The organism is Haloarcula amylolytica (assembly GCF_049705545.1).
GTDB lineage: Archaea > Halobacteriota > Halobacteria > Halobacteriales > Haloarculaceae > Haloarcula > Haloarcula amylolytica_B.
The window spans coordinates 392,563-411,512 of sequence record NZ_JBNAMU010000001.1 but is presented as its reverse complement, the minus strand read 5'-3'; the positions used below and the strand labels follow the sequence as shown (position 1 = coordinate 411,512).

Here is an 18,950-nt window from a genome sequence, read left to right as displayed (position 1 = left end):
AGCCCGGACAGCCACCCACCGCACATGATTATCCCCGGGGCAGACACGCAGGCGTTCGCGGCGACCCTCGCCGAGGCGACGGGCGAGCGGCTGGGACGGGTCGAGTACGAACGGTTCCCCGACGGTGAGCACGTCGTCCGGGTGCCCGAGGCCGTCTCCGGTGAGCGAGCGGTCGTCGTCGCGTCGACCGTCGACAGTGACGCGCACCTGCAGTTGCTCCAGTTGCAGGACGCGGCCCGCGAAAGCGGCGCGAGCGAGGTCGTCACCGTCATCCCGTACATGGGCTACGCCCGCCAGGACGAGGCGTTCAAGCCCGGCGAACCGGTCTCCTCGCGGGCGATGGCCCGCGCCATCTCAACGGGGACTGACCGCGTGCTGACGGTGAACCCCCACGAACCGGCCGTCTGTGATTTCTTCGACGTGCCAGCCACCAACGTCGACGCGGCGAGTGTTCTCGCCGACCCGCTGCCTGCGGACCTGCAGGACCCGCTCTTTCTCTCGCCCGACGAAGGCGCAATCGCCCTCGCGACGACGGTCCGGGACGCATACGGCGAGGGTGAGACGGACTTCTTCGAGAAGGACCGCGACTACGACACCGGCGACATCGAGATCAGCCCCAGCGACGCGCCGGTTGAGGGCCGGGACGTCGTGCTGGTCGACGATATCATCGCTACCGGCTCGACGATGAGCGAATCCGTCAGCGTCCTCGACGACCGCAACGCCCGGCGGGTGTTCGTCACTTGCGTCCACCCGATGCTCGCCAGCAACGCCCTGACGAAGCTCAACAGCGCCGGCGTCGAAGCCGTCTACGGCACGGACACGCTCGAGCGCGCCGTCAGCGAGGTCAGCGCCGCGCCGGTCGTCGCCGAAGAGCTGTAGACACCGGTGCTGAAACACGAGGCGCAAAAACCCCGCTCGTTGTAACGCGACTGCGTGCCGCTTAATCCGACGCCTCAGCCGCGGCGACCGGTGCAATCGCGATCTCCATCTCTACACCCTCTACTTCCCAGGTCTTGCGATGGCCGTCCTCGACGCCGTCTAACTCGTCGGCGCGGACCTCCTCTTTGATGAGCGCCTCGTGCTCGCGGACCAGCGAATCCACGCGCTCGTCGTCGATTGCCAGGTCCACGACGATGCGCTCCTCGATATCGAGTTCGAGGTCCTTTCGCATCTCTTGCACGCGGCGGATGACCTCGCGGGCGTACCCCTCGCTCTCGATGTCCTCGGTGAGTGCGGTGTCGACGTAGACGACGCCGCCGCCATCGAGCGCAGCGAACTCCGTCCCGGTGACGCCCTCGGGCGTCTCGCGGCGGAACTCGACCATCTCCTCGGTGAGGTCGACGTCCTCGTCCAGCGCGTCGTTCACTGTGCCTTCGAGGGTATCAAGCGACTGCTCGGCGACGCGGGCCTCGTTGAGCGCGTTCATGACGCGGTCGGCGTCGTCGCCGAAGGCCGGGCCGAGTTCGCTCATGTCGGCCTCGGCGGAGTACTGGAGTTCGCCCCACTCATCGTCAGCGCCGACGACCTCGACAGCGCGGGCGTTGAGTCGGTCGGCGATGATGGCCTCCTGGGCACGGACCGCGTCGGCCACGTCGTCGCTGTCCACGTCGACGACGACGCGGGTGACTGGCCACCGGAGCTTGCGCTCGGCCTGCTGGCGGGCGTTCGAGCCCGCTTCCTCAACCTCGCGGACGACCTCGATCTCGCGTTCGAGTGCAGGGTCGTGCAGGTCGGCGTCGACTTCGGGCCAGTCGCACATGTGGACCGTCGGGTGCCCCGAATCACCGGTGAGCGCACCGTACACCTGCTCGGCGACGAAGGGCGTAAACGGGGCGAACAGCGCGGCCACCGATTCCAGCACGCGATAGAGGGTGGCGTAGGCGGCCTGCTTCGAGGCGCTGTCCTCTTCTTCCCACATCCGCTCGCGGACGACCTGGATGTAGAACCGGGAGACGTCCTCGACGACGAAGTCGAGCAGTTCCTCGACCGCTTTGTCGTTCTCGAAGTCGTCCATCGAGTCGGTCATCGCCTCGGTCACGGTCTGGAGCCTGGAGAGGACCCACTCGTCGACGAGTTCGAGGTCATCCCGGACATCCTCGACTGTGGTTTCCTCCGGGTTGAAATCATCCGCACGCATGTACGGCAGCGGGAAGCGCGCGACGTTCCAGAGGATGTTGAGCCGCCGTTGCATCTCGGCGGTCTCCTCCCAGGAGAAGTTCATGTCCTCGCCCTGGGCGGTCACCGACAGCAGGAACAGCCGCATCGGGTCGCGGCCGTGCTTCTCGATGACCTCGTGGGGATCGATGAGGACGCCCTTGGACTTGGACATGCCGCGGCCGTCGGGCATGTTCGCATAGCCGTGCATCAGCACCTGCTTGTACGGAATCTCGCCGGTGGCGGCGGTGCTCATGCCCAATTGCGACCAGAACCAGCCGCGGGTCTGGTCGTGGGCCTCCATGATGAGGTCGGCAGGCCACAGCTCCTCGAAGTCCTCCGTCTGTTCGGGGTAGTCGACGGTCCCCCACGTCGCCACGGAGGAGTCGAGCCACACGTCGAACACGTCGCCGACGCGGGTGTAGGTCGTGCCGTCCTCGGTGATGGTGAGGTCGTCGACAGTCCCCTTGTGCAGGTCAACGGCTTTGGGGTCGACGTCCTGGTCGACCCGCTCGGCGAGTTCCTCGCGGTCGCCGACGACGATGGCGTCGTCCATATCGCCGCTCCAGTCCTCAGGAAGCCAGATGGGGATCGGGATGCCCCAGTAGCGCTGCCGCGAGACGTTCCAGTCCGGCGCGTCCTCGACGAAGTCCCGGAAGCGGTTGTCCCGTGCCCACTGCGGATACCACTCGCTGTCCTCGATGTTTGCCAGCAGTTCGTCCTTGATATCGGTGATCGTGATGAACCACTGGTCGGTGACGATACGGACGATGTCGGTGTCACAGCGCCAGCACTGCCCCTCGCGGACGGTGTGGCCCTCCTCGCTGGAGAGCAGGACGCCGTTGTCGTCGAGGTCCGCGATGACGTCGTCGTTGGCGTCACGGACGAACGTGCCGGCGTACTTGCCCGCGGCGTCGGTGTAGACGCCGTCGCTGCCGACCGGGCAGAAGATTTCGAGATCGAGTTCCTGCCCGCGCTCGAAGTCCTCTTCACCGTGGCCGGGCGCGGAGTGGACGAGGCCCGTGCGGTCGGCCTCGACGTAGTCGGCGGTGTACACCTGCCCGGAGCCCTCGCCCTGGGCGTGGTCCGGCACTTCCTCGGCCAGCGGGTGGTCGTACGCCCAGCCGACCATCTCCACGCCGGTCAGTTCCTCGACGACCTCGTAGTCGTCGTAGCGGCCCGCTTTCAACACGTCCTCGACGCAGGCCTCGGCGACGTAGAGGCGCTCCGTCTCGCCGTCTGTCTCCGCATCGACGCCCACGTAGTCGAGGTCGCCGTCGACAGCGACGAAGGTGTTGGCGACGATGGTCCAGGGCGTCGTCGTCCAGATGACCAGGCTGCCCTCTTGCTCCGCCAAGGGGAACTTCACATAGATCGAGGGCTTGCCCACGTCGTGGTACTCGACCTCGTTGTTGGCGATGCCGGTCTCACACCGCGGGCACTGATTGATGGAGCGCTGGCCCTGCTCGACCAGCCCGCGTTCGTGGGCCTGCTGGAAGCCCCACCAGGCGGCCTCCATGTACTCGGGGTTCACTGTTTTATACGGGTCGTCCCAGTCCATCCAGACGCCGAAGTCCTGAAAGTCGCTCTGGAGGCCTTCGAGTTGTTCTTCGGCGAAGTCCTTGCACTCCTCGATGAAGTTCTCCTCGCCGAAGCGCTCGATGTCCTTCTTGTTCTCGAAGTCGAGTCGCTCCTCGACCTTCGTCTCGATGGGGAGGCCGTGCATGTCATAGCCCGGCCGGTCGGTGACGTCGTACCCCTGCATCCGCAGGTAGCGGATGTAACAGTCCTTCAGGGTCTTGTTCCAGGTCGTCCCCATGTGGGCCGCGCCGGAGGTGTAGGGCGGCCCGTCGACGAAGAAGTAGTCCTCGCCGTCGGCCCGGTGGGCCTTCGTCTGCTCGTAGGCGTCGACGTCGTCCCAGTACTCGAAGACGCCGTCCTCGACGGCGTCGGGGTCGTACTGGTCGTCGACAGCGGCGAAACGTTCCATACCCGTTCCATCCGCCGCCGGCAATAAAGGACAATCGATTGTGTGCGTGCCGTTCAGACGGTACGGCCGGCAACGCCGTGGCGGTGGTCAGCGCTCACGCTGGAGGAGCAGGCCGGCAGTCTGCCCGCTGTTTTCCGTTATCGGTGCGACGACTTCCCAGCCGTCCGCGCCGAGGTCATTCAGTTCGTCGGTGGGAACGCTGCTGCTACCGAACATCCCAGTGTCGACGTCGAGCGTCTTGTACTCGTAGGAGGGCATACACGCGCTGTAGCGGCGACCAGCGGCAAACCTCTTGTGGTGGCGACCGCCACGGCTTTGCCGCCGACGGCCGTGCCATCGCATGTGCCAGCGTTCCCGACCGACGAGCAGCAAAACGCCCTCACAGAGGACTGCCGACGCTGTCCCGAACTCGCCGAGAGCCGGACCTGCATCTCGTGGGGTAACGGCCCGCCCGACGCCGCCCTCGTGGTCGTCGGGGAAGCCCCGGCCGAGGGCGACCCCGAGGCCGAGCGGTGGCGGGGCGGCAATCTGACGGGGATGGCCTACACCTCGCGGCGCTCCGGCCGAAAAATCCGGCAAGTGTTCGCCGACGCCGGGTTCGGCCACGACGACTGCTACTACACCAACGCCGTGAAGTGCCACCCGCCGGGGAACCGCGACCCGACCGACGCGGAGTTGGCGAACTGTCGCCCTTACCTCGTCGAGGAGGTCGAGACAATCGAACCGGCGGCAGTGCTACCTACCGGCAAACACGCGACGAAGACCGTGCTGGCGCTGGACGACGACGGCCTCGACGGCTTCCTCGACAGCGTTCTCGACCCGCTGCAGAGCGAGGCGCTGAGCGTGCCCGTGGTTCCGCTGCTCCACCCGTCGTATCAGGAGGTCTGGCTCTCGCGGCTGGGATACAGTTACGCCGAGTACACGGCGGCCATCGCCGAGACGGTGGCCGGCGTCGGCGACACCTAGAACCTTCTTGTGACCGCCGGACGCAGGGACGACTATGAGCGAAGACTGCATCTTCTGTGGCATCGTCGCCGGCGACATCCCCGGTCGAACCGTCTACGAAGACGACACCGTGCTGGCGTTTCTGGACGCCAATCCGCTGTCGCCGGGCCACACGCTGGTCATCCCGAAGGCCCACCACGAGCGCCTGAACGACACGCCCGCCGACGTGGCCGGCGAGGTCCTGTCGACCCTGCACGAACTCGTCCCCGCCGTCGAAGCAGCGGTCGACGCCCCCGCCAGCACGGTCGCGTTCAACAACGGCGAGGTCGCCGGCCAGGAAGTCCCGCACGTCCACGGCCACATCATCCCGCGGTTCGAGGACGACGGCGGCCGGCCGATCCACGTGCTGGTCAACGACCGCCCCGACCTCTCTGATGACGAACTGGACGCCATCGAGGACGATATCGTGGCCGAACAGGCGTAAAATTCCGTATCTTTTTATCGAAAGATAGTCCAACAGCGACGCATGGGGGTTCCGACGCTCGCGTTCGTAGGGTGTACCGGTGGGGCTGGAACGACCAGGCTGACAGTCGAGACGGCGGCGACGCTGGCCCGGGGTGGGCGGTCCGTCGCCGTCATCGACGCGGCCTTCGGCACACAGGGGCTGGCAACGTACGTCGAAGGGCGACTCGACGCCGACGTGACTGCGGTGGCTGTCGGCGACGTGCCGGTCGACAGCGCGCTGTTCGAGTGGGATATCGACGCCGACGGGCGGGTTGCGCTCTGTCCGGCCCACGCGCCGTTCGAGCGCCTCGCGCGGGCGAAGTCAGCCGGGAGCGCACAGACGCTCGAACGGGCTATCGAAGAGGTGGCCGGTCGCTACGACCACGTCCTGCTCGACGTGCCGCCGATTGCGTCGAATCAGGCCGTCGCCGCTGCCACGACCGCACAGCGGCGGGCGCTCGTGGTGCCGGCCAGCCGGCGCGGCAGCGACCTGCTTCCGAGACAGCAGGGGCGACTGCGGGACATCGGGGCACCGGCCTCGGCCGTCGTTGCAACGCGTGTCGACGGCGATGACGGCGATAACAGCGAATCTGTCGAAGACGCCGCACACACGGTTCCGCATATCGGACCGGGCGCACCCAGACCACTTGCGACGGACCCCGATTCCGATGTCGCACCGACCGTCGCCGCGATGGCCGAGGAGCTGCTCAATGTCGACCTCGGTCTGACCTTCGAGGACGACGGGCTGTTCTCCCGCTAGGGAAGCGGGAGGACGATGACTGGGCGGTTGACCCGAGCCAGGATTTCCCGGACCGTCGAGCCGACGCCATCGCTGTCGTCGGTCCCACGGTGCGGGCCGATGAGGAGTTCGTCCGGGTCGTGCTCGTCGATAGCCGCCAGGATCTCCGTCACGGGCTCGCCCTCCCTGGTCTCCGTTGTGGGCATGAACGGCGCGAGCCGCGAGCGGGCGACGTTGACGGCGTCACCCGCGTCCCGTGACGGAGCATCGGGGTCGCGGACGGCGACCACGACGATGTCGTCGTCACCTGCCGGGTCGAGTCGGTTCTCGAGGTAGTCAGCGGCGGCCGCGGTGACGTGCACAGAGCTAGTCGCGAGTAGAAACGTCGTCATGGGCTACTGTGTGGCGTCGCTCGGCTTCGTGCTTTCGCTCGTCCCCGACCGTGACGCGGCGGTCGTCACTATCCGTATAGCGGCTGGGCACGGCCGGCGTATAGGCATAGCAAATACGCCCTTATTACCGGACGTCTTCTGGAAACTATGAGCAAAGTAGCGCCCACTGGTGCCGCAGAGTTCGTCTGTCCGTTCTGTGAGCGGACGTTCGACCAGCCACGGTCTGTATGTCTCAACTGCGACAGTACAGTCGTCGTTCCGCTGGAAGACCAATCAGTGTACGACAGCATCCTCCAGATGTGTGAGAAGTAGCGGGTTCGAAACAGACCGTCGGTCCGGTGGTCACTAGTCGCTCACGCACCGCCCGCACCGACGGGCTTACATACAGCCCAACCTGTACCCGAGAGCGTGCGCGTCGAGAACAGTTTCATCGGTACCGACGGCGTCGGGGAGAAGACCGAGCGGTCCATCTGGGAGCAGGGAATCACCCACTGGGACGAGTTCGAACCGTCCGTCGTCGGCGGAAAGCGCGGCGACCGAATCCAGCAGTTCATCGACGAGGGGCGGGACCGGGTCGCCGAGACCGACGTGACCTACTTCGACCACGCGTTCCCGAACAGCGAGCGCTGGCGGCTGTACGAGACCTTCCGCGAGCGGGCCTGTTTCTTCGATATCGAAACGACCGGACTCGACCAGGACCGCAATCAGGTGACGACGGTGAGCCTCCACCAGGACGGCGACACGCGGACGCTCATCGCCGGCGACGACCTGACCGCCGAGAACCTCCGGGCCGCCTTCGACGGCGCGGACCTGCTTGTGACGTTCAACGGCAAGCGCTTCGACGTGCCCTTCCTCGAAGCGAACTTCGACGTCGACCTCGACCGGCCGCATCTGGACCTGATGTACACCTGCAAGAAAATCGGGCTCTCCGGCGGGCTCAAACAGGTCGAGCAGGACATCGGCATCGAACGGGACCGACCGGACATCTCGGGGCGGGACGCGGTGCGGCTCTGGCGGGAGCACGAGCAGGGCCGCGACGGTGCACTCGAAACGCTGGTGTCGTACAACCGCGAGGACACGGTGAACCTCAAGACGCTGGCCGAGACCGCCACCGAGCGGCTTGACGAGCAGGTTTTCGTCGCCTGAGACCGAGGGCGAGAACCGTCACCACACCCCCATCGTTTCAGGTGGAACAGAGACAGTGGCTGATGTCCGTAGACTGTTAGTGTGAGTATTACCAGGCTATCGACTCCAGAATGGCGTATGTCCGTGGCCGAGGACGATAGAAGCGACGTGCCAGGCGACGAGTTCGAGGAACAGCGCCGTATCCTGGCCAGTGCCGACGCCGTAGAGTGAGGGGAGATACAACAGCGGCAGTAGTACGGCTCCCCAGAACGCGAACGGCCGGACACCGAAGAGTGTCACAGTCCAGACCCCGCGAACCGCAAACACGAGCGTGTCAAGGTATCGACCGGCGTCCGTCGATCGCAGTCTATCGGTATCGCCCTGATGGGGTAACGGGGGGCTATCGCTGCTCGATGACTCCACCGTCACTCACCCTGTCTGGCCTCGGTATCATTGGTCGAAACAACAGTATACCGCACCTAATCGGTGGTTGCTACACATATAGGCGACTGCGCCGGCGTGTCTATGTGTATTCACTCCCACGATTTCTGTCATGTCTGTTCCGACAGGAATCACACTGGATTCACGGCGTCCCCACAATCCGGGCACGTAGCGAGCATCCGCGGCCAGTCGCCGGCCGTGTCGTACGCGATGACGAGATTCGCCGCTGGAATCGTCACGTCACAGGACGGACACCTCCCCAGCGGTGGGTCGGTCGTTTCTATATCACTGTCCCACATATGCTGAGCTACGCGTCCCATGCATATTGTTACCATGCTCCTACGCGATGTGCGGGGCCTTACGTGTCGTCGCCGTCCCGCGGCGGCCGCTTCGATAACCGGTCGAACCGACGCTGCGCTTCGCTTGCCCGGTCGGCGGTTTCGTCGGGTTCGTGCGTCACATCCGCGAGCCCCGAATCCTCGATAGTTACTTCCAGGACCGCGTCGGCCGCCTGCGCCTCCGCCGGCAGTTCGGCCACCTCGGTTTCGAGGGCAGACAGCCCGTCCTCAGTGTCCACTTCCAGCGTGGCGATCCCGTCTTCGATCCGGTCGATAACGGCGGTGTAGGTTCCATCGGGTAGCATTAGTAACTCCGTTCCAGTACGGTCTCGTTGTCGGCGTCGGTCACAGTCACAGTGTCGCCGCCGTTGTTCCATATCGGTCGCCCCGATCCCCAGTAAAGATCGGTGTCAGTGTCGGTACCGCTGCCGGTGTGGAGGGTCACGGTTGTACCCGGGTCGAGAGTGAATCCGTCGGGGACGGTGTAGGTGTGGTCGGCTTCATCGGCGACCGTCCAGCCGCCGATCTCCAGCGGTTCCGCGCCCGCGTTCCGGAACACGACGAACTCGTCGTTGAGGTTGTCGCGGTCGTCGCCCGCCGCGTCGGCACGAACCCGGTCGATGACCAGGTCGCCGCTCGTGTTCTCGGTGGGCGTTCCGCCATCGGTCACGACCGGTGTGTCGGTTGCGACCGGCGTGTCAGTCCGTGGGGACGAGCGGGGCAGGTAGGTCGCTCGCTGTGTAACCGGTTCGGTTGCACCCGGCACAATCGGGTCACCGGCGCGCAGTGACAGCGGGTCGGTTGGCGCTGCCCGCTGCGTGCTGACGGTCACGGCGGTCCCGTTGCTGGTCAGTACTGTGTCGCCGTGGGTGGCGGTCCAGTACGTCGGAGTCGAGCGCGCTGCGAGGCGCTGGAGGGTCTCGTTGTCCGGGTGGCCGTACTGCGAGTCGTAGGCGCTCGATACGACGACCGTCCGGGGGTCGGCGGCGTCAAGCAGCGGTCCGCTCGTGCTTGACGCGCTGCCGTGGTGACCGGCTTTTAATACGGTGGACCCGAGCGCCGCGCCGTAGGTGTCGACGAGATACGCCTCCTGATCGTCCTCCGCGTCGCCGGTAAAGAGAAAGCTCGTCTCACCGTGCTCGATTCGGAGGACGATGCTGTTCTCGTTTCGCGCCGCGTTTTCGAGATACGGTTCCGGCGGGCCGAGAACGGTCGTCTTGACGCCGGCAAACGGAATCCGGTCGCCCTCGCGCGTCTCGTACAGCGTCACGTCGTGGGCTTCGACGGCGTCGAGGTACCGTCCGTAGGTCTGCGTGCTCGCGGCGATGCCGGGGTCGTACACCGCACCGACGCCGTTTTTCTCGGTCTCGTAGCGCCTGATGACGGCCGCGTTGCCGCCGATGTGGTCGGCGTCGTTGTGCGAGACGACGAAGTGGTCTATGCGGTCGATGCCCTGTCGGTCGAGGTACTGGAGGACGTACTCGCCGTCGTCGGTGAAGTCCCCGGAGTCGATGAGCATCGTCTCGTTGTCTGGGCTGACCAGCAGGGTCGCCACCGACTGACCGACGTTGATGAAGTGGACCTCTAACGTCCCGTTCGCTGCGCCCGGGGAACCGGCGTCCGGCGTTGCAGTCGGCGGCGTCGCCGTCTCCGTGGCGGTCGACAGGTCCGCACCGCCGTCCACGCCGTTTGCCACGAACCCGCCACAGCCGGCAAGCACCAGTAGTACCGCGACGACTAGAGACTCACCCCCGCGACTCCGTACCATTCTGTCTATCTACGTGGTAGAGTTATTTGGTAGCACTTACCAACTACGTGCCACTGGACAGGGCCTGTCGTAGCTATCCCAGAACGACGGCACGCCGTTCAGTAGTTCACGGCATCGGACGTCTGCGGCGAGTCTGTCGGCCGCAGCAGGTGGACGCGCCCGGCAAGGAACCCTAGCAAAAGGCCGGTGAAGTGTGCGATGAGCGCGACGCCGGGGTTTGCGGTCGCGAGCGTGATCGCGGCGGCGACGACGCCGGCCAGCGCCAACTGGACGCGCGGCGCGAGTTCGAACCCCCCGATGACGGTGTCGGTCAGGCGATTGGCGGCGAGCAGATAGCCGAAGAGGGCAAACACCGCGCCGCTGGCCCCGAGCACGGAGACGTGGCTGACCATCCCGGGAACAAGCGGCCCGATGAGGCTGGTAATCGAGACCTGTGAGACGCCGGCGAGTGCGCCGGTCGAGACGAAGAAGGCGTGAAACCGGAGCGGCGACGTCCGGCGTTCGAGGACGACACCAGCGAGAGCCAGCCCGACGGCGTTTGCGAGGAGATGCGAGAGACCAGCGTGGGCGTACACGCTGGTGACGAGCGTCCAGGGACGGCTGAACAGTGGGGGCGAGAGGGCGAACAGGCTCCGCGGGGCGGTCACCACGCCGACGGCCTGCTGGGCGAGGAACACGCCGACGATGACGACCAGCGTGACCACAGTCGGGCTTTCACGCAGCGACTTCATTGGGCCGATATTGTCGCCCGCGATACAAGAAACGCTCGGACACCCACCGCTGTTTCAGAACGCATACGTGGCATCGTCGCGTTCGTTCGTGTATGTCCGATCTGAGCGAGACGCTCGCCGCGGCGTTCGCCGACGAGACCGACGACGAAATCGCACAGACAGCCGCCGAGAACATCGCCGACTTCGCCGAGGAGTACGACGAGGAGCTGACGAGCGACCGCGTCACCGACCTGCTCGCGGACGCGCCCTACGACGGGTTCGGCCGCCGGTTCAACTGGGTCGTCGGCGAACTCGCCGCCGAGAACGAAGACTGCACCGACTCCCGGGCGTTCCGAATCGACGGGTTCGGCGAACTCGCCGCTGACCCCGACATCGGGACCTGAGCGGGCGCATGCCTAGCGGTACCTATACGCTGGTTCTCGAACGGGACGCCAGCGGGCCGATCTCGGTCGGCGCGCTGGGCGAAACCGAGTTCCCGGCGGGCTGGTACGCCTACACCGGGAGCGCGCTGGGTAGCGGCGGCTTCGGCCGCATCGACCGCCACCGCGCGGTCGCGGCCGGCGACAACGACACCCGGCACTGGCACATCGACTACCTGCTCGGCGACGCGGCGACGACTGTCGACCGGGTCGTCACGACTGAAGCCGACGTCGAGTGCGCCGTCGCAAGGCGGGTCGACGGGCCGACGGCGGACGGATTCGACCGCGTCGACGCCTTCGGCTGCTCGGACTGTGACTGCCGCTCGCACCTGATACACCACGAACAGCAGGAACGCCTGATCGACGCAGTTACCGACGCCCACGAAGCCGCGCGGGATGAGGCGGCGGCCGCGACCGAGTAGTCAGGAGATGTGGATCGCGGGCTTGTTCGGTCGCGCCTTGGCCGCGAGGTCGTCGTCGGGTGCGGCCCGCCGGACGACAACGTCACAGCCGAACTCGTCTTCGAACAGCCACGCGGCCTGCTGGAGCGTGTTGAGTTCGCGTTCGCCGTCGATGATCGGTTCCAGTCCCGCGCCGCGGTCGGCCAGGCGGTCGGCGAACTCGGCGGCCGCGTCACCGTGCTGTTTGATGTCTTCGTCGGCCATGATTTCGCCGACGATGGCGTCGTCAGGCTCTGAATCGCGGGCGATCTCGTAGGCCCGGTACTTCCAGTCGGCGGCGACGACGAGTTCGATCTCGTTCGGTTCGTCGATGTCGACAACCTCCGTGATCTCGCGCACGTCGTCGAGCGTCCGCCGGACGACCTGGCGCTCGATGCGATAGTCCTCCACGTCCCGGAGCGGTTCCGGCCACCGGCTCTCGGCGACGAGCCCCTCCTCATCGAGCAGTTGCCACATCTCCTCGGCGAGGAACGGTGCGATAGGTGCGACTAAGCCGGCGAGCACCCGCAGGCCGCGGCCGTAGGCGAACTGGTAGGGCCGGTCGTAGCCCGCGTAGCGCCCCAGCAGCCGGGCGAACCGCTGTAGCTCGCCGATGACGCGGTGGAACCGGAAGCGGTCGTACTCTTCGGTGACGGCCGCGATAGTCCGGTCGATTTCCCGCTCCAGGTACGCATCGTGGTCGGTGCTTTCGGTCCGTGTCTCGGTTCTGTCAGTGTACTCCGTGACGAGTCGGTACAGCGTCTGCTGGAAGTCGTAGGCCGTCGAGACGTCCTTGACGGTCCACTCGAAGTCCTGGGAGGGGTGGGCCGCCGAGAGGACGAACAACCGCGTCGTCTCGGCCCCGTACTCGTGGGGCGCGATGTCGTTGCCCTTCGACTTGGACATCTTCTCGCCGCTGTGGAGCACCGTCCCCTGGTTGATGAGCCGCTCGACCGGTTCCTCCCGGTCCAGCAGGCCGATGTCCGACAGGGCACGAGTGAAGAAGCGGATGTACAGCAGGTGGAGCACCGCGTGTTCCTCGCCGCCGACGTACACGTCGATCGGGAGCCACTCGTCGGCGGTTTCCTGGTCGAAGGGGGCATCTTCGAAATGCGGCGACAAGTATCGCAGGAAGTACCACGAGGAGTCGACGAACGTGTCCATCGTGTCCGTCTCTCGCACCGCGTCGGCCCCGCAGTCGGGACACGTCGTCTGCTTCCACTCCTCGGCCGCATCGAGGGGATTGCCGGTCGTCTGGACGTAGTCGGGCAGTTCCACCGGCAGGTCGTCTTCCGGAACCGGGACGTGGCCGCAGTCGTCGCAGTGAACGATGGGAATCGGCGTCCCCCAGTAGCGCTGCCGGGAGATGAGCCAGTCCCGCAGGCGGTAGGTCACCGCTTCCTCGGCGGCCTCGTGCTCGCGCAGGCGCTCGCGGGCGGCGGAGCTGGCGAGCCCGTCGTACTCGCCGCTGTCCGTGAGCATCCCGTCGCCGGTGTAGGGCGCGTGCGGCAGGTCCGTCCCGCTGCCGTCGACCGGTTCGACGGCCTGTTCGACGGGCAGATCGTGCTCGTCGGCGAAGGCGTGGTCCTGCTCGTTGTGGGCCGGCACGCCCATGACCGCGCCCGTGCCCACGTCGTCTAACACGTACGCCGCGACGTACACCGGCAGTTCCTCGCCGGTGTAGGGGTGGGTTGCAGTGATGCCCGTCTCCACGCCGCTCATGCCGGCGTCGTCCGTGCTCGCCACTGATTCCACGTAGTCGGCGACGGCGTCGTCCTCGTCGGCCAGCGCTCGTGCGAGGTCGTGGCCCGGCGAGAGCGCCAGATACGTCGCGCCGTACACCGTGTCGAGTCGTGTCGTGAACGCCTCGACGGTGTCGTGGTCGTCGTGTCCGACGGAGAACTCGACGCGCGCGCCCTCCTGGCGGCCGATCCAGTTGCGCTGGCTGTCCCGCACGCCGTCGGGCCACCCTTCGAGGTCGTCCAGCCCGCGATACAGCTCCTCGGCGTAGTCGGTGATGGCGAAGAACCACTGGTCGAGGTCGCGCTGCTCGACGCCGGTCCCACAGCGCCAGCAGACGCCGCCGCCGTGGGTGTGGCTGTGATTGGCGTCGGTGATCGTCTCGCCCCCGTCGGTTTCCGGGGGCGTCTCGACCTGCGCGTCGGCCAGCACCGTCTCGCAGTCCGGACACCAGTTCACCGTCGCCGCGCCGTAGTCGACCAGTCCCTCGTCGTAGAACTGGGTAAACAGCCACTGATTCCACTGGTAGTATTCGGGGTCGCAGGTGGTGATCTCCCGGGACCAGTCGTAGCCAAAGCCCATCTCCCGGAGGTCGTCTTTCATCTGGTCGATACACGTCCGGGTCCAGGACTCGGGGTCCGTGTCTCGTTCGTAGGCCGCGTTCTCCGCCGGGAGGCCGAAGGCGTCCCATCCCATCGGGTGGAGCACGTCATCCCCGGCCATCCGTCGGTACCGGGCGTACGCGTCGGTGATGGCGTAGTTCCGGATGTGTCCCATGTGCAACGAACCGGAGGTGTACGGGAACATCCCCAGCACGTACGTCGGGTCCTCGGCGTCAGTCGGGCATTCGAAGACCCCGTCTCGCTCCCAGACCTGCTGCCAGTACTCCTGGACCCGCGCGTGGTCATATCGGCGCGACATTTGCTACGTTTTTCTGTGCTTGCCGCCCTCATCAGTGTTCGGCTAGGAAAGGTGGCGAATCGTAGTGAGACAGTGGTTGTGTACACCCAGAAAGGCCCCACGCATAGTTTGCTTGACAATCCAGCCAGGGTGGGACTGAAAGGGGCTGCCGTCTCGGCGAACCCCGACGACGAAAGCACCTACCGGGGCGTCGTTCGAGAGAGCGAAGCTCTCTCGTGATCACGAAAATCTCCGATTTTCGGACGACAGCGAGTCGCGGGAGCCGAGACGGCAGGGGCTTTCTGGCTGTTCGCATTCTATCAACTGCTGCGGGCAGAAACAAGTCCAGAGAAGGTTGTTCTCATCTCACTCCTCGCCGGACTCGTAGTGCTCGCCGGCGGCTTCGGGCAGGCGGGTCTTGCCCACCAGGGCGAGGACGACGATGACGGCGACGAACGGAATCGTCTGGACCAGCGAGTCGGGGACGGCGATGACATCGGCCGTCTGGAGGCGCAACTGGACGGCGTCGAGGCCGGCAAACAGCGTGGTCGACAGCAGCGCGCCGACGGGGTTGTAGTTGCCAAAGAGGTACGCGACGATGGCGATGAACCCCTTGCCGTTGACCATCGTCGGGCCGTTGCCGGTGAACTGTCCGATGTTGATCGCCAGCGCACCCCCGCCCATTCCCGAGAGAACGCCGGAGAGGAGTACGGCGGCGTAGCGGACGCGGGACACGTCGACGCCGGCGGTGTCCAGCGCCTTCGGGTTCTCGCCGGCGGCCCGGACCCAGCGGCCGAAGGTGGTGCGGTTCAGCACGTACCACGAGGCCGCCACGGCGGCGAACATGATGTACACCGCGGGCGAGGCGTCGAACAGCGCGCCGAAGAACGGGATGTCGGCCAGCGTCGGGACCGTTATCGTATCGAAGGTGCCGACGCTCCGGGTGTTGGGGCCGCCGTAGAACACCTGCGAGGCGAACGGCGCGAGGCCGAGCGCGATAAGCCAGACGGCCAGGCCGGCGATGATCTGGTCGGCGCGGAACTCGATACAGACGGCGGCGAACACCCCCGCGAGCAGCGTCGACGCGACGATGCCGACGAGGAAGCCGAGCCACAGCGAGCCGGTCACGTCGGCCCCGAAGATGGCCGCGAAGGCCGAGATGATGAGCAGGCCTTCGAGCCCGATATTGATGATACCGCTCTTCTCGGCGAAGATGCCACCGAGCGCTGCCAGCACGATCGGGACCGAGAGTCGCAGCGTCGAGGATAGCGTCGACTTCGAGGCCAGGACCCAGAATATCTGGCCGGGTGTCGACGCCGGCGCGAGGAGTCCGAACCCGGCAAGCACGACCAGTGTGAGGAACGCCGCGGCGGCGATAAACAGCCGGCCCGAAGCCGAGTGGAGGCGGTCCATGGCGCTGTCGTTAGTCATCGGCCCCACCTCCCGCGGTCGCGGTGGCCTGGCTGTCGGGCTCGCGCGTCGAGAGCCGGCGGCCGATGATACGGAAGAACTCCGGCATCGCGACGAACAGGATGATGAGCCCACGCAGGACACCGACGAGCTGTGGCGGCACGTTGGTCGCGAAGGCCACCACGTTCGAACCGGACTTGAGGACGCCGAAGAGGAGCGCGGCGAAGACGGCCCCGATGGGGTTGTTGCCGGCGAGGATGGAGACGGTGATGCCGTCGAAGCCGTAGCTCGGAATGCCGGTCTGGAACTTGCCGAGGGTCATCATCACGAACACGGCCCCGCCGATGCCGCCGAGCGCACCGGACAGCGTCAGCGAGGTCAGAATGGTCCGGGCGGAGTCGACGCCGCCGTACTCCGCAGCCGCGGGCTGAATGCCGGCAGTCCGCAGGTCGTAGCCGAAGGCCGTGTGTTCGAGCAGGTAGTAGACGCCGCCGACGAACACGAGCGCAATCAGGAGCGCGAGCAGCGAGAAATCCGTCCGCGGGTCGAACAGGATCGAGGGGAACTGCCCCTCGACGGGCAGCGTCCGGGTCTGTGTCGCCTGGCTCGTCGGGTCGGCGAAGTGGTTCCGGACGAGATACAGCGTCACCCGAACGGCGACGAAGTTGAGCATGATCGTCGTAATGACCTCGTTCGCGTCGGCGTAGGCCTTCAGTGCGCCGGGAATCGCGCCGTAGAAGCCGCCCCCGACCGCGCCGGCGAGCAGCCCGAGCGGGATCAACAGGACGAGCGCGAGCGCCCCGGAGACCAGCGAGCCGGCCCACAGCACCGTCAGTGCGGCCGCCAGCGCGCCGACGATGAGCTGGCCCTGCGTCCCGATGTTGAAGATGCCCGCCCGGAACGCTAAGGCCACCGAGAGGCCAGTGAACACCAGTATCGTCGTCTCCCGGAGCGTCGCCGCGAACTGCGCGTTCAGCGGCGACCACCCCCCGACGAAGGGGTCGCCCAGCGCACCGAGGAACAGCCGGTTGAACACGTAGAACGGGTCGTAACACAGCGTCGTGGAGCCGAACGTGAGCACCGGGGACCGACAGGTCGCCATCAGTCCCGCGACAGTAACGATGACCGTCCCGACGACGATAGAGAGCACCAGCGCCGAGAGGGCGATGAGAACCCGCTCGCCGACAGAGGTCTGGCCCAGCCTGATGAGTCGCTGTCGGTACTGTGACCACCGGTCGTCCGAGTCCGGCGTCGGCGGGTCGTCGCCGTTTTGCGACGGGCCATCGTCGCTCATTGGCGGCCCTCCCCGTCCGCCGCGATGGTCGGGACGGCGTCGGGTTGCTGGCCGGCCATCAGCAGTCCGAGCTGTTCCTCAGTCACGCGCTCGGGGTCGACGATATCGATGATCTCGCCCTCGTAGATGACGGCGAGGCGGTCCGAGAGCGACTGGACCTCATCGAGGTTCGAGGAGATGAGCAACACGGCCCGGCCCGCTTCGCGGAGTGCGTTGAGCCGGTCGTGGATGAACTCCATCGATCCCACGTCGACGCCGCGGGTGGGGTGGGAGGCGACGACGAGGCGGGGGTCCCGGGCGAACTCCCGGCCGACGACGAACTTCTGCTGGTTCCCCCCGGAGAGGGACTTCGCGTGGGCGTCGGCGTCCGGCGGCCGAACGTCGTACTCCTCGATTATGTCCTCCGCGTGGTCGCGCGTGTGGTCCCAGTTGATGCGTCCGTTCGATGTGTAGTCGGCCGCGTGCTGGCTCCCCAGCAGACCGTTCTCGACGAGGTCGAAGTCCATCACGAGCCCCCGCTCCTGGCGGTCTTCCGGGATGTAGGCCATCCCGGCCTCGATGCGCTCCCGGCGGCTGTCGGTGGTTCGGTCGACGCCGTCGTACGTGATCGTTCCCTCGTCGGGCAACTGGAGCCCGGTGATCGCCTCGACCAGTTCCGACTGCCCGTTCCCGTCGACGCCGGCGATCCCGAGCACCTCACCGGCCCGGACGTTGAGCGAAATCCCGTCGACCGCGCGGACGCCCCGGTCGTCCTCTACGACGAGGTCCTCGACGTCGAGGATCGATTGGCCCGGCGTTGCGGGGTCGCGGTCTAAGTCCAGCAGCACCTCGCGGCCGACCATCATCTCGGCCAGTTCCTCGCGGGTGATGTCGTCGGCCGGCACCGTCCCGACGTTTTTCCCTTCGCGCAGGACGGTGATCTCGTCGGCGGCTTCCATCGCCTCGCCGAGCTTGTGGGTGATGAAAATGATCGTCTTCCCCTGGTCCGTCAGCTCTTCGAGGACGCGAAAGAGGTCCTCGACTTCCTGTGGTGTGAGAACTGCCGTCGGTTCGTCAAGAATCAGGACGTCCGCGCCGCGGTACAGTGCCTTGAGGATCTCGACTCGCTGCTGGACGCCGACGCCGACGTCTTCGATGCGGGCATCGGGGTCCACGTCGAAGCCGTACCGTTCGGACAGTTCACTGACCTCTTGGCGGGACTGCTCGCGGTCAACGGTGAGTCCGAGCCACTTGCGGGGCTCGTTGCCGAGCGTGATGTTCTCGGTGACGGTCATCGGATCGACCAGCATGAAGTGCTGGTGGATCATGCCGACGCCTTCGTCGATGGCGTCGCGCGGCGAGTCGAACTGCTGTGTCTCGCCGTGGACGTTGACCGTCCCCTCGGTGGGCTGGTAGAGCCCGTAGAGGACGTTCATCAGGGTGGTCTTGCCCGCACCGTTCTCGCCGAGCAGTGCGTGGACCGTCCCCTTCTCGACCGCCAGATCGACATCGTCGTTCGCGACGACCCCCGGGAACCGCTTCGTGATACCGTCGAGGTGGACGGCCTGTTCCATACTCAGAGCGGTTATCCGCCCGTAGTTTTAACTTCACGGTTCCACAGGTCTGGCAAAAATATGCGGT

Annotated in this window: 20 protein-coding genes; 8 read left to right on the top strand and 12 right to left on the bottom strand. The window is 66.2% G+C overall.

All coding sequences use genetic code 11. The features are described 5' to 3' along the window. Positions 1 to 24 precede the first annotated feature (24 nt). Positions 25 to 879 carry a ribose-phosphate diphosphokinase gene (locus ACOZ4H_RS02175; protein WP_424327768.1) on the top strand — a complete coding sequence of 285 codons (855 nt, stop codon included), beginning with the start codon at positions 25 to 27 and terminating at the stop codon, positions 877 to 879. Between the two features lie 61 nt (positions 880 to 940). Here the strand turns inward: ACOZ4H_RS02175 and ileS are convergent, their stop codons facing one another. Together ileS and ACOZ4H_RS02165 are read right to left on the bottom strand one after the other, a co-directional pair. Continuing rightward, on the bottom strand, positions 941 to 4,144 hold the full coding sequence (gene ileS / locus ACOZ4H_RS02170; RefSeq protein ID WP_424327767.1) for an isoleucine--tRNA ligase: 3,204 nt from the start codon (positions 4,142 to 4,144) through the stop codon (positions 941 to 943). Positions 4,145 to 4,231: 87 nt separating this feature from the next. After that, on the bottom strand, positions 4,232 to 4,402 hold the full coding sequence (locus ACOZ4H_RS02165; RefSeq protein WP_008307242.1) for a DUF4177 domain-containing protein: 171 nt from the start codon (positions 4,400 to 4,402) through the stop codon (positions 4,232 to 4,234). Positions 4,403 to 4,486: 84 nt separating this feature from the next. Here ACOZ4H_RS02165 and ACOZ4H_RS02160 point away from each other — a divergent pair, with 84 nt between their 5' ends. From ACOZ4H_RS02160 to ACOZ4H_RS02150, 3 genes are read left to right on the top strand one after another with little or no spacing between them, the layout of a single operon-like run. Next, positions 4,487 to 5,110, top strand: coding sequence for a uracil-DNA glycosylase (locus ACOZ4H_RS02160; RefSeq protein WP_424327766.1), 624 nt, complete (start codon positions 4,487 to 4,489; stop codon positions 5,108 to 5,110). 34 nt (positions 5,111 to 5,144) lie between these two features. Then, complete coding sequence (locus ACOZ4H_RS02155) at positions 5,145 to 5,573, top strand: HIT family protein (protein WP_424327765.1); 429 nt, start codon at positions 5,145 to 5,147, stop codon at positions 5,571 to 5,573. A 42-nt stretch (positions 5,574 to 5,615) separates the two neighbouring features. After that, positions 5,616 to 6,353, top strand: coding sequence for a ParA family protein (locus ACOZ4H_RS02150; RefSeq protein WP_424327764.1), 738 nt, complete (start codon positions 5,616 to 5,618; stop codon positions 6,351 to 6,353). Here the strand turns inward: ACOZ4H_RS02150 and ACOZ4H_RS02145 are convergent. After that, positions 6,350 to 6,724, bottom strand: a complete 375-nt coding sequence (locus ACOZ4H_RS02145) for a universal stress protein (protein WP_424327763.1) — start codon at positions 6,722 to 6,724, stop codon at positions 6,350 to 6,352. The genes ACOZ4H_RS02150 and ACOZ4H_RS02145 overlap by 4 nt on opposite strands. 147 nt (positions 6,725 to 6,871) lie before the next feature. Between ACOZ4H_RS02145 and ACOZ4H_RS02140 the strand changes: the two genes are divergently transcribed. Then, a complete protein-coding gene (locus tag ACOZ4H_RS02140; protein WP_424327762.1) occupies positions 6,872 to 7,036 on the top strand; it encodes a hypothetical protein in 165 nt (54 codons plus the stop codon). A 96-nt stretch (positions 7,037 to 7,132) separates the two neighbouring features. Then, a complete protein-coding gene (locus ACOZ4H_RS02135) occupies positions 7,133 to 7,870 on the top strand; it encodes a ribonuclease H-like domain-containing protein (protein ID WP_424327761.1) in 738 nt (245 codons plus the stop codon). 96 nt (positions 7,871 to 7,966) lie between these two features. Here the strand turns inward: ACOZ4H_RS02135 and ACOZ4H_RS02130 are convergent, their stop codons facing one another. The 5 genes from ACOZ4H_RS02130 to ACOZ4H_RS02110 all read right to left on the bottom strand — a co-directional run bounded on the left by ACOZ4H_RS02130 (position 7,967) and on the right by ACOZ4H_RS02110 (position 11,127). Continuing rightward, positions 7,967 to 8,149, bottom strand: coding sequence for a hypothetical protein (locus ACOZ4H_RS02130; protein WP_424327760.1), 183 nt, complete (start codon positions 8,147 to 8,149; stop codon positions 7,967 to 7,969). Positions 8,150 to 8,421: 272 nt separating this feature from the next. Then, complete coding sequence (locus ACOZ4H_RS02125; RefSeq protein WP_424327759.1) at positions 8,422 to 8,589, bottom strand: hypothetical protein; 168 nt, start codon at positions 8,587 to 8,589, stop codon at positions 8,422 to 8,424. Positions 8,590 to 8,648: 59 nt separating this feature from the next. Continuing rightward, the gene (locus ACOZ4H_RS02120; RefSeq protein ID WP_424327758.1) at positions 8,649 to 8,933 is read right to left on the bottom strand and encodes a DUF3006 domain-containing protein; all 285 of its coding nucleotides are present in this window, start codon (positions 8,931 to 8,933) and stop codon (positions 8,649 to 8,651) included. After that, positions 8,933 to 10,396 carry a lamin tail domain-containing protein gene (locus tag ACOZ4H_RS02115; RefSeq protein WP_424327757.1) on the bottom strand — a complete coding sequence of 488 codons (1,464 nt, stop codon included), beginning with the start codon at positions 10,394 to 10,396 and terminating at the stop codon, positions 8,933 to 8,935. The genes ACOZ4H_RS02120 and ACOZ4H_RS02115 overlap by 1 nt, the downstream gene beginning before the upstream one ends. Positions 10,397 to 10,494: 98 nt before the next feature. Further along, positions 10,495 to 11,127, bottom strand: coding sequence for a rhomboid family intramembrane serine protease (locus tag ACOZ4H_RS02110; protein ID WP_424327756.1), 633 nt, complete (start codon positions 11,125 to 11,127; stop codon positions 10,495 to 10,497). Between the two features lie 92 nt (positions 11,128 to 11,219). Here ACOZ4H_RS02110 and ACOZ4H_RS02105 point away from each other — a divergent pair, with 92 nt between their 5' ends. Both ACOZ4H_RS02105 and ACOZ4H_RS02100 read left to right on the top strand, forming a co-directional pair. Next, a complete protein-coding gene (locus ACOZ4H_RS02105; protein WP_424327755.1) occupies positions 11,220 to 11,510 on the top strand; it encodes a hypothetical protein in 291 nt (96 codons plus the stop codon). A gap of 8 nt (positions 11,511 to 11,518) precedes the next feature. Next, positions 11,519 to 11,968, top strand: coding sequence for a GIY-YIG nuclease family protein (locus ACOZ4H_RS02100; protein WP_424327754.1), 450 nt, complete (start codon positions 11,519 to 11,521; stop codon positions 11,966 to 11,968). Here ACOZ4H_RS02100 and leuS read toward each other — a convergent pair whose 3' ends face one another. The 4 genes from leuS to ACOZ4H_RS02080 all read right to left on the bottom strand — a co-directional run bounded on the left by leuS (position 11,969) and on the right by ACOZ4H_RS02080 (position 18,883). After that, entirely contained in the window at positions 11,969 to 14,647 is a 2,679-nt protein-coding gene (gene leuS / locus ACOZ4H_RS02095; RefSeq protein ID WP_424327753.1) for a leucine--tRNA ligase, read from the bottom strand. It abuts the gene before it with no gap. A gap of 345 nt (positions 14,648 to 14,992) precedes the next feature. Further along, positions 14,993 to 16,039: an ABC transporter permease gene (locus tag ACOZ4H_RS02090; RefSeq protein WP_424330326.1), complete on the bottom strand. Its 1,047-nt coding sequence runs from the start codon at positions 16,037 to 16,039 to the stop codon at positions 14,993 to 14,995. A gap of 10 nt (positions 16,040 to 16,049) precedes the next feature. Then, complete coding sequence (locus ACOZ4H_RS02085) at positions 16,050 to 17,330, bottom strand: ABC transporter permease (protein WP_424327752.1); 1,281 nt, start codon at positions 17,328 to 17,330, stop codon at positions 16,050 to 16,052. After that, positions 17,327 to 18,883: an ABC transporter ATP-binding protein gene (locus ACOZ4H_RS02080; RefSeq protein WP_424327751.1), complete on the bottom strand. Its 1,557-nt coding sequence runs from the start codon at positions 18,881 to 18,883 to the stop codon at positions 17,327 to 17,329. Before ACOZ4H_RS02080 ends, ACOZ4H_RS02085 begins: the two co-directional genes overlap by 4 nt. Positions 18,884 to 18,950 lie beyond the last annotated feature (67 nt).